This is a genomic window from Kitasatospora sp. NPDC087315, assembly GCF_044744345.1.
In the GTDB taxonomy this organism is placed as follows: Bacteria; Actinomycetota; Actinomycetes; order Streptomycetales; family Streptomycetaceae; genus Kitasatospora.
In genome coordinates this window covers 1-15,296 of sequence record NZ_JBIUYD010000013.1, presented here as the reverse complement: position 1 = coordinate 15,296, position 15,296 = coordinate 1, and the positions used below count along the sequence as shown (strand labels likewise).

At 73.8% G+C, this 15,296-nt stretch carries 13 protein-coding genes; 7 read left to right on the top strand and 6 right to left on the bottom strand.

Annotated elements, in window-relative coordinates; translation table 11 throughout:
- Positions 1–2: 2 nt before the first annotated feature.
- The gene (locus ACIO5D_RS19755; protein ID WP_400796700.1) at positions 3–1,184 is read left to right on the top strand and encodes a winged helix-turn-helix domain-containing protein; all 1,182 of its coding nucleotides are present in this window, start codon (positions 3–5) and stop codon (positions 1,182–1,184) included.
- Positions 1,185–1,221: 37 nt separating this feature from the next.
- Here ACIO5D_RS19755 and ACIO5D_RS19750 read toward each other — a convergent pair whose 3' ends face one another.
- Positions 1,222–1,980, bottom strand: coding sequence for a response regulator (locus ACIO5D_RS19750; RefSeq protein WP_400796697.1), 759 nt, complete (start codon positions 1,978–1,980; stop codon positions 1,222–1,224).
- Positions 1,981–2,196: 216 nt separating this feature from the next.
- Positions 2,197–2,889: a ribosome hibernation-promoting factor, HPF/YfiA family gene (hpf, locus tag ACIO5D_RS19745; RefSeq protein ID WP_363611592.1), complete on the bottom strand. Its 693-nt coding sequence runs from the start codon at positions 2,887–2,889 to the stop codon at positions 2,197–2,199.
- A gap of 447 nt (positions 2,890–3,336) precedes the next feature.
- Here hpf and ACIO5D_RS19740 point away from each other — a divergent pair, with 447 nt between their 5' ends.
- On the top strand, positions 3,337–4,011 hold the full coding sequence (locus ACIO5D_RS19740; protein WP_363611664.1) for a ComF family protein: 675 nt from the start codon (positions 3,337–3,339) through the stop codon (positions 4,009–4,011).
- On the opposite strand, the gene ACIO5D_RS19735 is transcribed toward ACIO5D_RS19740, so the two are convergent.
- The 3 genes from ACIO5D_RS19735 to mtrA are packed head-to-tail and all read right to left on the bottom strand — an operon-like array spanning position 3,995 to position 8,679.
- Positions 3,995–5,872: an LpqB family beta-propeller domain-containing protein gene (locus ACIO5D_RS19735; protein ID WP_363611590.1), complete on the bottom strand. Its 1,878-nt coding sequence runs from the start codon at positions 5,870–5,872 to the stop codon at positions 3,995–3,997. The two genes, ACIO5D_RS19740 and ACIO5D_RS19735, sit on opposite strands and share 17 nt — an antisense overlap.
- Entirely contained in the window at positions 5,847–7,943 is a 2,097-nt protein-coding gene (gene mtrB, locus ACIO5D_RS19730) for an MtrAB system histidine kinase MtrB (protein WP_400762117.1), read from the bottom strand. Before mtrB ends, ACIO5D_RS19735 begins: the two co-directional genes overlap by 26 nt.
- 58 nt (positions 7,944–8,001) lie before the next feature.
- Entirely contained in the window at positions 8,002–8,679 is a 678-nt protein-coding gene (gene mtrA, locus ACIO5D_RS19725) for an MtrAB system response regulator MtrA (protein ID WP_030247322.1), read from the bottom strand.
- A gap of 287 nt (positions 8,680–8,966) precedes the next feature.
- Between mtrA and ACIO5D_RS19720 the strand changes: the two genes are divergently transcribed.
- From ACIO5D_RS19720 to ACIO5D_RS19700, 5 genes are all read left to right on the top strand, one after another.
- Positions 8,967–10,178, top strand: coding sequence for a hypothetical protein (locus ACIO5D_RS19720; protein WP_400796694.1), 1,212 nt, complete (start codon positions 8,967–8,969; stop codon positions 10,176–10,178).
- Positions 10,179–10,183: 5 nt separating this feature from the next.
- Positions 10,184–10,855 (top strand): DUF4129 domain-containing protein, encoded by a 672-nt coding sequence (locus ACIO5D_RS19715; protein WP_400796691.1) that lies wholly within the window; start codon positions 10,184–10,186, stop codon positions 10,853–10,855.
- Complete coding sequence (locus ACIO5D_RS19710; RefSeq protein WP_400796688.1) at positions 10,852–12,114, top strand: DUF4350 domain-containing protein; 1,263 nt, start codon at positions 10,852–10,854, stop codon at positions 12,112–12,114. Before ACIO5D_RS19715 ends, ACIO5D_RS19710 begins: the two co-directional genes overlap by 4 nt.
- A 101-nt stretch (positions 12,115–12,215) precedes the next feature.
- Positions 12,216–13,136, top strand: a complete 921-nt coding sequence (locus ACIO5D_RS19705; RefSeq protein WP_363611662.1) for a MoxR family ATPase — start codon at positions 12,216–12,218, stop codon at positions 13,134–13,136.
- 37 nt (positions 13,137–13,173) lie between these two features.
- Positions 13,174–14,484, top strand: a complete 1,311-nt coding sequence (locus tag ACIO5D_RS19700; RefSeq protein ID WP_400796685.1) for a DUF58 domain-containing protein — start codon at positions 13,174–13,176, stop codon at positions 14,482–14,484.
- A 42-nt stretch (positions 14,485–14,526) separates the two neighbouring features.
- On the opposite strand, the gene ACIO5D_RS19695 is transcribed toward ACIO5D_RS19700, so the two are convergent.
- Positions 14,527–15,183 (bottom strand): transposase, encoded by a 657-nt coding sequence (locus tag ACIO5D_RS19695; protein WP_400658979.1) that lies wholly within the window; start codon positions 15,181–15,183, stop codon positions 14,527–14,529.
- Between the last annotated feature and the right edge of the window lie 113 nt (positions 15,184–15,296).

Below are 15,296 nucleotides of genomic sequence, written 5' to 3'. Positions count from 1 at the left end.
ACATGACCGTCACGACTCCCGTCACGACCCTCAGCGCCGACGACGCCCGCCGGATCGCCCTGCGCGCGCAGGGCCTGCTCGGCGCGCCGGACCGCCGGTCCGGCGTCCGCGGGGTGCTGCGGCACCTGGGCGCCGTCCAGCTCGACACCATCTCGGTGCTGGCCCGCTCGCACGAACTGGTGCCGTACGCGCGCCTCGGCGCGGTCGGGCGGCCGGCGGTCGAGGCGGCGTACTGGGGCGCGGGGGCGAGCTTCGAGTACTGGTCCCACGCGGCCTGCGTCCTGCCGGTCGAGGAGTGGCCGCTGTTCGCGTTCCGGCGCCGCCGGTACCGCGACCGCGGCCACCTCTGGGGCCACCAGGTCACCCCGGAGACGTACCGGCACGTGCTGGACAAGCTGCGCGCCGAGGGGCCGCTCACCTCCACCGAGCTGGGCGGCGCCAAGAAGACGGCCGAGTGGTGGGACTGGTCCGACACCAAGATCGCGGTGGAGCGGGCGCTGGCCTTCGGCGACGTGGTCTGCACCGAGCGCCGGAGCTGGAAGCGGGTCTACGCGCTGGCCGAACAGGCGATCCCCGCCGAGTTGTTCGGCTCGGACCCGACCGACCGGGAGTGCCTGCGCACCCTGGTCGCCCAGGCCGGCGCCGCGCTCGGCGTGGCCACCAGGGCCGATCTCCAGGACTACCACCGGCTGCGCGCCGAGGAGTTGGACCCGGTGCTCGCCGACTCCGGCCTCGTCCCGGTGGAGGTCGCGGGCTGGGGCCCGGCCGGCGCGCCGGCCGCGGCCTGGGCCGACCCGGCCGCACTCGCCGCCCCGCCGCGCGGGCGGCACCGCACCACGCTGCTCTCGCCGTTCGACTCATTGGTCTGGGACCGCCCGCGCACCGAACGGATCTTCGGCATGACGCACCGGCTGGAGGCCTACACGCCCCGGCACAAGCGGGTGCACGGCTACTTCGCGATGCCGCTGCTGGCCGGCGGCAGGCTGGTCGGCCGGGTCGATCCGGCCCGCGAGGGAAGGACCCTGGTGGCGCGTCAGGTGTCCCTGGAGGCGCCGCGCCACGTCGAGGCGCTGGCGGTCGCGCTGCGCGAGGCCGCCGACTGGGTGGGCTGCGACACCGTCCGGGTGGAGGCGCTGCACGACGAGGCGCTGCGCCCGGCCCTGGAGAAGCGGCTCGACGGCTGAGGACCGACGACGGAGGCCCCCGCCCCCCGCTCGGCCGTCAGCCTATCTCGAGGATCTTCTCCCGCATCGCGTAGACCACGGCCTCCATCCTGGAGTGCAGTTGGAGCTTCTCCAGGATGTTGCGCACATGGTTCTTCACGGTGTTCTCGCTGATGAACAGCTCCTTGGCGATCTCCCGGTTGTTCATCCCGGTGGCCACCAGCTTCAGCACCTCCAGCTCCCGGTCGGTCAGCCGGGGCGCCGGCACCAGGTCCCGGTCGTCGGAGCGGCGCTGGATCATCGACTTGAACTCGGTGAGCAGCTTGGAGGCCATCGACGGGCTGATCTGCGACTGCCCGTCGGCGACCGCCCGGATCGCGGTGGCGACCTCGTCGGTGGAGATCTCCTTCAGCAGGTAGCCGGTGGCGCCGGCCTTGATCGCCTCGTAGAGGTCGGCCTCCTCATCGCTTATCGTCAGCATGATGATCTTGGTGCTGGGCGCCACGTCCTTGATCGCGGTACACGCCTCGATCCCGCTGCGCCGGGGCATCCGGACGTCCATCAGGATGATGTCGGGCAGCAGGTCCGCCGCCTTCAGCACGGCCTCGGCCCCGTCCCCCGCCTCGCCGATGACCTTGATGTCCTCTTCCTCCGCGAGCACGATCTCCAGGCCCCGGCGGAACAGGGCGTGGTCGTCCACCACCAGGACGCGGATCGGCTCCCCTCGGTGCGGGGCGTACTCGGGCTGCCCCCCAGGCCCCGGTGACACCCCCCTGACCGGCCCTGTGGCGGGCCCCAGCCCGAAGTGATCCCCCATCCGCTCCTCCCCCGTCGCCGGTCGTCGTGCGCCAATCATTCCACGCCGCGGGCCCCCTCCGGTCACCCTCCGCCGCCGATTCCCCCGCACAGGGTGACCCCGCCGAACCCCCTGCCCGCCGCCCGCCCGGCGCGCGGTGCCGCCACGGCCCCCGAAACGCCGGTGACCCCGGCGGCCACGGCCGCCGGGGTCACCTCTCCAACACTGCCCGGACGGTCAGTCCTCGTCGTCGGACCCACCGATCGCACCACCGGCGCCGGCCCCCGCCCCGGCCGAGCCGTCGGCCTTCAGGTGGATGACACCGTAGTTGTAACCGTGCCGGCGGTAGACGACGCTCGGCAGGCCGCTGTCCTTCTCCACGAAGAGGTAGAAGTCGTGGCCGACCAGTTCCATCTCGTAGAGCGCCTGGTCCAGCGCCATGGGGGCGGCCGGGTGGGTCTTCTCCCGGACCACCAGCGGGCCTTCGCCCTCCACTTCCAGGGATCCCATCATGGTCTTGCGGACGGCTCCGTTGGTCTCGCCCTCGTGCCGCGTCGTGTCGGGCAGCGCGGCCAGGGCCGCGGTCGCCTCGGCGACGCTGATGGGGGTGCGGCCGTTGCCGCCCTTGTGCACCCGGCGCCGGTCTGCGGACTTGCGCAGCTGCGCGTCGAGCTTCGCCGAAGCCAGGTCGAGCGCCGCGTACGGGTCCCCGGCGGCGGCCTCGGCCCGGATCACCGGTCCACGAGTACGGAGAGTGATCTCCACCCGCTCGGACCGGTCGGCCTGACGCGGGTTGTGCTCCTTGGACACCTCGACGTCGAGGCTGATCACCTTGCCGTCGAACTTCTGGACCTTCTCCAGCTTCTCGGCCACGTGCTCGCGGAACCTCTTGGGCACCTCGGTCTTGCGGCCCTTGACGACGATGTCCACGCAGAACTCCGATCCCTCGTGCTGACGCCGATCCGGGTGCTACCGGATCGGGCTGAGACCCAGCTGGACCAGCCAATCCACTGCCGGCCCCCCGTCTCCACCGCCAGCGGCGGAAACGACTGGCCCTCACCTCACTTCCTCCCCACCAGGGACGGTTGAAACCCCCTGGAGCCTTATCGAACACCTCACACGGGGTTTCCGCCTCCCCAGGCGGAAAAGTGGGTATGACCCGATGCTGTGGGCTAGCGGTCAAGCTGTTGCACCCTGTCTACCCTCATGCGAGTGAAGTATGGGTAAATACCTGGACAACACCCCCCGTACGGCGCATTCTTTGCTCACTCTTCGTGCCTGCCGCCAGGAGCAGCCGTGCCGCCCACCACCGCTCCCGCCCGTCCCCGGCCCGCCCGGGGGCCGTTCGCCCACGCACTGGCCGGGCTGCTGGGCCTGCTGCTGCCGGCCCGCTGTGCGGGCTGCGGCGCCGATCGCGTCCGGCTCTGCCCGTCCTGCCGGCGCGCCCTGGCCACCGCCCGGCCCGGCCCCACCGTGCTGCCCCGGGTGCACGCCGCCGCCCCCTACGCCGGCCCGGTACGGCAACTGCTGCTCGCCCACAAGGAGCGCGGCGCGCTGTGGCTGGCCGACCCGCTCGGCGACGCGCTCGCCCGGGCCGTGTGCTCCGCCCTCGGGCCGCGCGCCGGGCTCACCCCGCTGCTGCTCGTCCCGATGCCCTCCGCCCGCACCGCCGTCCGTGCCCGTGGCCACGACCCGACGCTGCGGCTGGCCCGCGCCGCCGCCAGGTCCCTGCGCCGGAGCGGCCTGAACGCCCGGGCCGCGCCACTGCTGCGACACACCCGCCCGGTCGCCGACCAGGCCGGTCTGACCGCCGCCGAGCGCAGGCGCAACCTGCACGGCGCGCTCGCCGTCCTGCCCCGCGCGCACCGGCTGCTGGACGGCCGCCTGCCCGTCCTGGTGGACGACCTGGTGACCACCGGCGCCAGCCTCGCCGAGGCGGCCCGGGCGCTGGCCGCCGCCGGCCTCCCGGCGAGCGCGGCCGGCACCGTCGCGGCCGTCGTCCCGCACCGGCCCGGCCGGTTCCCCCCGGCCGGCCTCAGCCCGGGTAGATGAACGAGCCGGCCCGGTGCGTCAGGACGAGTTCGCGCCACTGGCTGTTGACCAGCCGGTAGATCTTGCCGTCGGCGCCCTGGAGCGCGAGCACCGGCGGCGGCACCTGGGCCGAGCTCTCCGCCCGGGACTCGGCCGCCTCCACGGTGGCCATCCCCTCGCCGCCCTGCAGGGAGCCGTCGGAGCTCTGCGAGCCGTCCGTGCTGATGTAGTACAGCTGCTGCAGCCGGTCCCGCTCCTTGCCCAGCACCAGCAGCTGGTCCGCCTCCGCCCAGGACACCGAGGAGACCTCGGTGAGAAGCGGGGCGATGGTGCGCAGCCCGATGATCCTCGCGGTGGGCGCGTTCGGGGTGCCGCCGTGCTGCACCAGGCCGACCGCCAGCCGCTGCGAGCCCTTCTCGGTCCTGAGCACCATGGCCGCCCGGACCCCGTCCGAGGAGATCTTGAGGCTCTGTACGGTGCTCTTCTGCAGGCCGTCGACCGGCACGGTGACGGGCTTGTTGCCGCGCACCAGCAGCACCTTGGGGTTCTGCGGGTCGCGGTCCACCACCCAGAGGTCGCCGCGGCCGTCCCAGCTGGGCGACGCGAGACCGTCCTCGCTCTTCTCGGTGGACCGGGCCGTGGAGGTGGCCACCGGCTCGGGCAGGGCCTGGGCCGTGTCCGCCAGCGGTACCGAGTAGAGCTGCTGGCCGTCCTTGCTGATGACGGCGGCCTGCAAGCCGTCGCGCCGCACCGCCACGGTGCCGAGCGGGCGCTTCGACTGGGGCTTGCCGAGCGGCCCGCGGACGGGACTGCCGTCGCCCGCGTCGTGGGCGTCCATCAGCACGCCGTCGTCGGCGCGCTGGTAGTACTGCTGGCCGGCCAGCGGTCCGGCCAGCGCGCCGGGGCCGTTGGCCGACACGTCGCTGCGGATCACCTGGCAGTTGTTGCCGTGCGGGCCCTTCAGCTCCAGCCGCTCCACCTGCCCCTTGCCCTGGTCGGCGAGGGTGTAGAAGAGCTGGGCCGCCATCCTCCGGCAGAGCAGGGTGCCGCCGAGGTCGGGGCCGGCGAGTTCGACGCGGGCGATACGGCCGTCGTCGACCGTCACCTTCTGGACGGTGACACCGGCCGGGAAGGCGGTCCGGGCCACCGGCGCGAGCCAGTCGGAGGGCCCGGCGACCACGGCCTTGGCGGCCGAGGTCAGCGGGTCTATTCGGCGCCGCAGGTAGATCGGGTCGGCGATCAGCACCTCCTGGGCGCCGGTCCCGGAGGTGGCGGACGAGGACGGATCGGGGACCGTGTAGAAGAACCGGTCCACCTGGCGGTAGCTGTTGCGGAAGTTGGTCTCGTTGATGATCAGACCGTCGGGCAGCTTGCCGATCCGCCACTCGCCGGACTTCTCCCGGACGAACGCGAATTCGAGGTAGACGCTCTCCGGGGTCTCCAGAAGGGTGTACGAGTGCTTGCCGTCGACCCGGGCGACGACCGTACCGGGGACGGAGGCGGTCATCGCGGTGTCGGTATCGGCCACGTTCTGGGCGACGGGCACGGTGGGGTTGGCGGAGAGCACCTGGATACCCGCCTCCGGGCTCCACTTGGCGGCGGCCTCGTCCGTGAGGTACTTGCGCGCGGTGTCGTAGCCCTCGTCGGCGGTGAGGGTGTCCAGGAAGCCCGTCAGCAGGTCACGCGGCTTGGCCCCCTTGGCGGGCTCCACCGGAAAGACCCTGACCTGGAGGTTCTTGTCCACGGCGCCCTGCGACGGCTCGACCCTGCCGATGCTGCCGGAGTCCGGCATCCCGGCGCAGCCGCCCGCCAGCAGGGCGCCCAGCACCGCACCGGCCACCGCGGCCAGCCTCGGCTCAGTCCTGCTGCTCGTCCCTCGCACGCCGCGACCCCTCCGTGTCCGTCCAGCCCGTGCCATGCGCGGCGGCCGCCGTGCCCGTCGTCCCCGGCTCCGCCGTCCGCTGTGCCACCGACGGCCGACCGGGCGTCGGGTCCACCATGACCTGGGCGCCGGTGGCACCGTACCCGGCCCCGACCGTCCGCACGTCCGAGGGATCGGCGCGCGGCCCCTCGGGCAGCCGGCGGGTACCCAGACCGGGGCCGAGGTTCAGCACCCCGCCCAGCCCGCTGCCGAAGCCGTTGCCGGTGCCCTCCGGCGTCTCCGGGACGGCCTGCTCCTCGGCGGCGGCCAGCGCGGTGGCACCGGCCGGCCGGATCGCCCGCCGGTACGGCGTCCCGTACGAACCGAGGCCCCGGTTGCTGCGGGAGTCCTCCGGCTCCAGCCGGAACGGCGCCCGGCTGATCTCGCCGCCGCGGGTGCGCGGCAGCGTGAGCCGGAAGTGCGAGCCGCCGCCGGGCTCGCCCCAGGCCTGCAGCCAGCCGCCGTGCAGGTGCGCGTCCTCGACCGCGATGGACAGGCCGAGGCCGGTGCCGCCGGTGGTCCGCACCCGGGACGGGTCGGCCCGCCAGAAGCGGTGGAACACCCGGGACGCCTCGCCCGGCTTGAGGCCGATGCCGTAGTCCCGCACGCCCACCGCGACCGCGCCGTCGGCCGAGCCCAGCCGGACCACGACGTCCCGGCCCTCGCCGTGCTCCAGCGCGTTGACCACCAGGTTGCGCAGGATGCGCTCGATCCGCCGGGAGTCGACCTCCGCCACCACCGGTTCGCCGTCACCGCGGATCACCACCGCGCTGCCCTTGGCCTGCGCCAGCGGGTCGGCGGCCTCGACCACCCGGCCGACGATGTCGCGCAGGTCGACCGGCTCGGCGTCCAGGATCGCGGCGCCCGCGTCGAACCGGCTGATCTCCAGCAGGTCGGCCAGCAGCGACTCGAAGCGGTCCAGCTGGCCCTGGAGCAGTTCGGCCGAACGGGCCGCCATCGGGTCCAGGTCCTCGCGGCTGTCGTAGATCAGGTCGGCGGCCATCCGGACGGTGGTCAGCGGGGTGCGCAGCTCGTGCGAGACGTCCGAGACGAAGCGCCGCTGCACCCGGGAGAGCTCCTCCAGCTGACGGATCTGGGCCTGCAGCGCGTTGGCCATCCGGTTGAACGATTCTCCGAGGCGGGCGATGTCGTCCGTCCCGGTGACCTTCATCCGCTCCTCCAGGTGCCCGGCGGCCAGCCGCTCGGAGATCCCGGCGGCCATCCGCACCGGTGTGACCACCTGGCGCACCACCAGCCAGGCGATACCGCCGAGCAGGATCACCACGAACACCCCGGCGGTCGCCAGGGTGCCGGTGACCATGCCCAGGGTGTCGGTCTCCTGGCCGAAGGAGAAGACGTAGTACAGCTGGTAGCTGGTGGCGTTGGTCGGGCCGACGAACTGCATGCCGACCGCGAGGCCGGGCTCGGGGTGGCGGCCGTTGTCGCTGGCCCGGCGGATCGAGGTCGGCTGGTCGAACGCCAGGCCCGGTTCCGCCGAGACCTTCGCCCGCAGCGTCTCGGGGATGCTGATCGGCAGGATGTCGCCGGAGTAGCGCGGGCCCACGCTGGTGTTCTCCGGCGAGACCGTCTGACCGCTGGGCAGGACGGCGATCACCGAGTAGACGCTCTGCCCGCTGGCCGCGAGGTCACCGACCTGCTTGAGCAGCCAGGTGCCCAGTTCCTCGGTGGTCGGATCGGGGGTGGCCCCGACCTTGAAGCGCAGGTCCTTCGCCTCGTCGATCTTCTTCAGCTCGGTCGCGAAGCCGTCGCTGGCCTGGTTCCGCGCCGAGGTCCTCTTGGTGTCCAGCAGCCCGGTGCGCACCTGGGCCACCACCACCACGCCCAGCACCAGCACCACCACGACGGACAGCATCAGGGTGGCCGCGACCACCCGCAGCTGGATGGAGCGGTGGTACAGCGCCGTCACCCGGTGCAGGGGGCGGCGCAGCTGACGGGTCACCGGCGCGAGCAGGGCACCCGGGCCGCGTCGGCGGCGGCTCCTGGTGGTCGAGCTCAGGACGTCCCCGCGCACGGCGGCGCCCCCCTCGGTCGCGGAACCCGAAGGGGTGTCGTCAGCCTGGTACGCCACGTCAGCTGGGCCCGGCCTTGTAGCCGACGCCACGGACGGTCACCACGATCTCGGGGCGCTCCGGGTCCTTCTCGATCTTGGAGCGCAGGCGCTGGACATGCACGTTGACCAGCCGGGTGTCCGCCGCGTGGCGGTAGCCCCAGACCTGCTCCAGCAGCACCTCACGGGTGAACACCTGCCAGGGCTTGCGGGCCAGCGCGACCAGCAGGTCGAACTCCAGCGGGGTCAGCGGGATGCCCCGGCCGTCCCGCTTCACCGAGTGGCCGGCCACGTCGATCACCAGATCGCCGATGGTCAGCTGCTCGGGCGTCGGCTCCTCGGCACGACGCAGCCGGGCCCGTACCCGGGCCACCAGCTCCTTGGGCTTGAACGGCTTGGTGACGTAGTCGTCGGCGCCCGACTCCAGGCCCACCACCACGTCCACCGTGTCCGTCTTCGCGGTCAGCATGACGATCGGAATGCCGGACTCCGCCCGGATCTGCCGGCAGACGTCGATACCGTCCCGTCCGGGCAGCATCAGGTCCAGCAGAACCAGATCCGGCTTGGTCTCCCTGAACGCGGCTAGCGCCCTGTCTCCATCCGCGACGAAAAACGGCTCAAAACCCTCACCACGCAGCACAATGCCGAGCATCTCGGCCAGTGCGGAGTCGTCATCAACGACGAGGACGCGTCCCTTCATGGGTCCATCCTCTCATTACCGGATTGTGACCTGCCGCACAGCAGTCCCATTGCTCCAGAACGGCCAACTGGCGACCCGGCGAATTCCGGCCATACCGGACGAATATCCTCCGGCTTCCCGCCCGGGAACCGTCCGGACCGGCCCGCCGTCCCCGCTCGGCGGCCCCGTCGCCGTTCAGCAACCGGATACCCATGAGAGGCGTCCGACCACCATGGCACGATGGGCGCTGCGCACGGGTGAAGATCCACCCGCCTCCGCGAACCCTGACGCCCCTCCGAGGAGCAGTGATGACCGACACTCCGGGCTGGGCCTCGCCCGGCTCGTCCGAGCGACCCCGCGACGACGCCCGGCCCCCGGCCGACGCGCCCGCCGCCGTGCCCGGACAGTCGGCACCACCCCACGGCGCACCCACCGCACCCCCCGCCTGGGGCGCCGGCTACGGCGGCCCGCAGTACGGTCCCGGGCCCCAGTACGGCCCCGGCGGCCCGTACGGGCAGGGCGGCCCGCAGTACGGCTGGGGGGCGCCGCAGAGCCCCAAGCCCGGCATCATCCCGCTGCGCCCGCTCGGCCTCGGCGAGATCCTCGACGGCGCCGTCTCCACCATCCGCAAGCACTGGCGCACCACGCTCGGCCTCTCGCTGGGCGTCGCCGTGGTCCAGCAGGCCGTGGGCACCGCCCTGGAGCTGTCCGTCAGCGGCGACACCGGCGACTTCACACCCGTGCTGTCCGCCCTGGCCAGCCTGCCGGTGACGCTGCTGCTCAGCGTGGTCGCCGCCGCCCTGCTGACCATGGTGGTCAGCCGCGCCATCCTCGGACAGTCCGCCACCATCCGCGACGCCTGGCGCGACGCCCGGCCCCGGGTGTTCCAGCTGCTCGGACTGACCCTGCTGACCGCCCTGATCAGCCTCGGCATCGTGCTGCTCGGCTTCGCCCCGATGATCGGCTACCTGCTGGCCGGCGCCGACGAACCCGTCATCGCGGCCCTGCTGTTCATCGTCGGCCTGCTCAGCCTCCCGGTCGCGGTCTGGGTCTGGATCCAGCTCAGCCTGGCCGCCCCCGCCCTGATGCTGGAGAAGCAGGGCGTGCTGACCGCGCTCTCCCGCTCCCGCCGCCTGGTCCGCGGCTCCTGGTGGCGGATGTTCGGCATCAACCTGCTCAGCCAGCTGCTGGCCGGCATCGTCGCCGGCGTGATCGCGATGCCGTTCATGATGGTCGGCCTGGTCCTCGGCTTCGACGACCTCAGCAGCCAGGTCGACTCCGGCGACCCGGCGAGCCTGCCCACCGCGATGCTGATCACCAGCGCGATCGCCGGTGTGATCTCCTCCACCATCACCATCCCGTTCACCGCCACCATCGGTGTGCTGCTCTACGTCGACCAGCGGATCCGCCGCGAGGCCCTCGACATCGAGCTCGCCCGCGCCGCAGGCCTGCCCGAGCACGGCGGCACCGGCGGCCCCGGCTGGGGCGGCCAGGGCGGTCCCGCCCCCGCGAGGCTCTGAACCGCATGCCGAACTGGGGGGACAGAATGTCGGCGGCGGGCGGCGCCCCGGTCACCGTCGGGCGGGACCCGGCCCGCGACGCGGCCCGCGACGAACTGCTCAACGCCGACTACCACCGCCACGACCCGAGCCTCCAGCAGCGGATCCTGGACTGGATCACCGACCGGATCGGCGACGCGCTCGACGCCATCTCGGGCAACGGCACCACCGGTACCACCGGGCTGGTCCTCTTCCTGGTGGTCGCCGTCCTGATCGGCGCGGCCCTGTGGTGGCGCCTCGGCGCGCCCAAGCGGGCCGTCCGCACCACCCTCGGCGTCTACGGCACCGCCGGGCCGCGCACCGCCGCCCAGCACCGGGCCGACGCCGAACGGCACGCCGCCGCCGGGCAGTGGGCCGAGGCCGTCCGCGAGCGGATGCGCGCCCTGGTCCGGGCCCTGGAGGAACGCGCCCTCCTCGACGCCCGCCCCGGCCGCACCGCCGACGAGGCCGCCGCCGAGGCCGGCCGGGCGCTGCCCGAGCACGCCGCCGCCCTCACCGCGGCCGCCGTCGTCTTCGACGACATCGCCTACGGCGAGCGCACCGCCGACCAGGCCGCGTACCGGCTGCTGCGCGACCTCGACCAGTCCCTGGAACGCGCCCGCCCGGCGCTCGCCCCGGCCCCGGAAGGAGCGGCATGACGACCAGCGCCACCCCCGCGTCGGCCGCCCCGCCGGCCACCGCCGCGCCTGCGACCGCCCCGCAGGCCGCCGGACCACCGCCGCCCGCCGCCCCCAGCAGCCTCGCGCCCACCGGCCGCGGCCTCTGGCACCGCTCGCGCTGGTACCTGCTCACGGTGGCGGTCCTGCTGCTCGCCGCCACCGTGCTGGCCGGCCTCAACCAGGAGCGCCGCTACGCCCCGCTCGACCCGCGCTCCTACGACGCCTCCGGCAGCCACGCCGTGGTCGCCCTGCTCCAGCGCGAGGGCCTCAAGGTCGACATCACCACCGACCTGGCCACCCACACCACCGGCGCCGACACCCTCGTCGTCCCCGAACCCGACCTGCTGGGCCCGGAGCAGCTGCGCGCCCTCGCCGCCGCCCGGCACACCCGGCTGGTCCTGATCTCCCCCGGCCCGGCCGCCCTCAGCGCGCTGGCCCCAGGCGTCCGCCCCTCCGACGAAGGCAGCGGCCCGCCCTACGCCTCCGTCCGCAGCACCCCCGCCCAGTGCTCGCTCACCGAGGCCGTCCGGGCCGGCAGCGCCCACCTCGGCGGCCTGCTGTACACCGCCGGCACCCGCGGCGAGGGCTGCTACCCGCGCGGCCACGGCTACCCCCTGGTCAGCGTCCCGCTCGGCCGCGGCGGCGGCGATGTCATCGTCCTCGGCAGCGGCGAGTTCCTCAGCAACGAGCTGCTCAAGAAGGACGGCAACGCCTCCCTCGCCCTCGGCCTGCTCGGCTCCCAGCCCAGCCTCACCTGGCACCTGCCCGACTACAGCGCCCCGGTCGCCACCCACGGCGCCAAGCAGTTCACCGACTTCATCCCCGACGGCTGGCGCTGGGCCGCCTACCAGTTCGGCATCGCCGCGCTGCTCGCCGCCGTCTGGCGCGCCCGCCGGCTCGGCCCCGTCGTCGGCGAGGACCTGCCCGTGGTGGTCCGCGCCGCCGAGACCACCGAGGGCCGTGCCCGCCTCTACCGGCGGGCCAAGGCCCGCGGCCGCGCCGCCGACGCGCTGCGCCGCGCCGCCGCCCACCGCCTCGCCCCGGCCCTGGGCGTCCCGCTCAGCGCCGGCGCACCCGACTCCACCGCGCTCTGCGCGGCCGTCACCGACCGCCTCCCCGACCGCCCCGCCGGGGACGCCCGGGCCCTCCTGTACGGCCCGCCCCCGACCGACGACGCCGCACTGCTGCGGCTCGCCGACGATCTCGACGCCCTCGAAAGGCAGGTACGGAAGCCGTGACCGAACAGGCCACCGCCACCCCGCTCGACACCCCCGGCACGGCGACTGCCACCCCTGGTACCCCCGGCGGCACGGACGACCCGCGCCAGGCGCTCACCGCCCTGCGCGCCGAGATCGCCAAGGCCGTGGTCGGCCAGGACGCCGCCGTCACCGGCCTGGTCGTCGCCCTGCTCTGCGGCGGCCACGTGCTCCTGGAGGGCGTCCCCGGCGTCGCCAAGACCCTGCTGATCCGCACCCTGTCCACCGCCCTCAGCCTGGACACCAAGCGCATCCAGTTCACCCCCGACCTGATGCCCGGCGATGTCACCGGCTCCCTCGTCTACGACGCCCGCACCGCCGAGTTCTCCTTCCAGCCCGGCCCGGTCTTCACCAACCTGCTGCTCGCGGACGAGATCAACCGCACGCCGCCCAAGACCCAGGCCGCCCTGCTGGAGGCCATGGAGGAGCACCAGGTCACCGTGGACGGCGAGCCGCGCGCACTGCCCGCCCCGTTCCTGGTCGCCGCCACCCAGAACCCCGTCGAGTACGAGGGCACCTACCCGCTGCCCGAGGCCCAGCTCGACCGCTTCCTGCTCAAGCTGATCCTGCCGCTGCCCGACCGGGACCAGGAGTTCCAGATCCTCGCCCGGCACGCCGCCGGCTTCGACCCGCGCGACCTCGCCTCGGCGGGCGTGCGCCCGGTGGCCGGCCCCGAGCACATCGCCGCCGCCCGCGAGCAGATCGCCAAACTCACCGTCTCTCCCGAGGTGCTCGCCTACGTCGTCGACCTCTGCCGGGCCACCCGGCAGTCCCCGTCGCTGTCGATCGGCGTCTCCCCGCGCGGCGCCACCGCACTGCTCGGCGCCTCCCGCGCCTGGGCCTGGCTGGCCGGCCGCGACTACGTCACCCCCGACGACGTCAAGGCGCTCGCGCTGCCCACCCTGCGCCACCGCGTCGCGCTGCGCGCCGAGGCCGAGATGGAGGGTGTCACCGCGGACTCGGTCATCCAGGCCGTCCTCGCCCAGACGCCCGCCCCTCGCTGACCCCTTCCTTCCGTCCCTCCCCGTAGGAGCGCACCGCATGGCCCTCACCGGGCGAACCGCCCTGCTCGCCGCACTCGGCGCGCTCGTCGTGGGCCTGCTCCTGCCCTCCGTGACCGGGATCGCCGCCGTCACCGGCGCGGTCCTGCTCGCCGTCCTCACCGACCTGGTGCTCGCCGCCCCGGTCCGCAGTCTGCGGATCACCCGGGGTGGCGACACCAGCGTCCGGCTCGGCGAACCCGCCACCGTCGAACTGACCGTGACCAACCCTTCGGGCCGCCTGCTCAGGGGGCGCCTCCGCGACGCCTGGGCACCGTCCGCCTGGCGGCCCGGCACCGAGATCGCCGCCTCCCGGCACGTCCTGCGGATTCCCGGCGGCGAGCGGCGCCGCGTCACCACCGTGCTCACCCCGACCCGGCGCGGCGACCACCACGCCAGGAAGGTGACGGTCCGTTCCCTCGGGCCGCTCGGCCTGGCCGGCCGACAGGGATCGCACCTCGTCCCCTGGGCGGTCCGCGCCCTGCCCGCGTTCAACAGCCGCAAGCACCTGCCCTCCCGGCTCGCCCGGCTGCGCGAACTCGACGGCCGCACCTCCGTCCTGACCCGTGGCCAGGGCACCGAGTTCGACTCCCTGCGCGAGTACCTGCCGGGCGACGACGTCCGCTCGATCGACTGGCGCGCCAGCGCCCGCCGGAACACCGTCGCCATCCGTACCTGGCGCCCCGAACGCGACCGGCACATCCTGATCGTCCTCGACACCGGCCGCACCTCCGCCGGCCGGGTCGGCGACGCCCCCCGGCTGGACGCCTCCCTCGACGCCGCGCTGCTGCTCACCGCGCTCGCCACCCGGGCCGGTGACCGGGTCGACCTGCTCGCCCACGACCTGCGCAAGCGGGCCTCGGTGGCCGGCCGTTCCCCCAGCGAGATCCTGCCGGCCTTCACCAGCGCGATGGCCCTGCTGGAACCCGCCCTCTACGAGACCGACATGCGTTCCCTGGTCTCCACCGCGCTCACGATGGCACCGCACCGCTCACTGATCGTCCTGCTCACCGGCCTCGACGCGGCACCGGTCGAGGACGGCCTGCTGCCGCTGCTGCCGATGCTCACCAAGCGCCACGAGGTCGTGCTGGCCTCCGTGGCCGACCCTCGCCTCGACGAGCTGGCCACCGGACGCGGCACCGTCGAGGCCGTGTACGGCGCGGCGGCGGCCGAGCAGACCCGTGCCGACCGCCGGCTCACCGCCGACCGGCTCACCCGCCACGGCGTGACCGTCCTGGACGCCCCGCCGACCGCGGTGGCCCCGGCCCTCGCCGACGCCTACCTGGCGCTGAAGGCCGCCGGCCGGCTCTGAGCCCTCCCGAGCGCTCCGAGCCGGCTGGCTGGCTGGTGATCCCTAGTAGCGGGGCTTCACCCAGACGTGGACGCCGCGTGCGGTCCCCTCGTCCTCCTCGGACTCCTCCACCACACTGCCCTGCCACTCGGTGATCCCCGCCGACAGCGCGGCCGCCGAGGACTTGTCCCCGTGGAAACCCTCCCGGGCCGCCTGGTAGGCGAACCAGCGCTCCACGTGCGCGAGCCAGGCCGACTCGTTCGGGGCGAAGTGCATGACGAACCGCGGGTGCGCCCGAAGCCAGTTGATGACCGTCGGCGACTTGTGCGTGAAGTAGTTGTCGCAGATCAGGTGGACCTCGCCGCCCTCCGGCAGCTCCTGGTCCAGCCTCGACAGGTACTGCCGGAAGGCCACCCCCCGCCGCCTGCGGTGCAGGGTGCCGACGACCTTCTCCGAGGTGGCGTCGAGCGCCCCCAGCAGGGTCGCCACGGTGGCCGGCAGCGGCTCGTGCCGCAGCTCCTCCAGCGCGGCCCTGAGCTTCGGCCGCAACACCGTCTCGGCGTCGACGTGCAGTGCCAGCACCCGCTCCGGCGGGGCCAGGTACAGACCGGCCACCTCGTGCGAGCTCTCCATCGTGAACGGGTCCGTCGCCAGGCTGAAAGGCTCGGTGCGCGGCTTGGTTTCTTCGGGGTTGGCCTTGGGGCCAGGACGACGTGCCATACCGCGATCGTATCCTGCGTAAACGCAGAGAACCCCCACCCGGAATCGGGTGGGGGTTCTCTGGAATAATTGTTCGGCGGCGTCCTACTCTCCCACAGGGTCCCCCCTGCAGT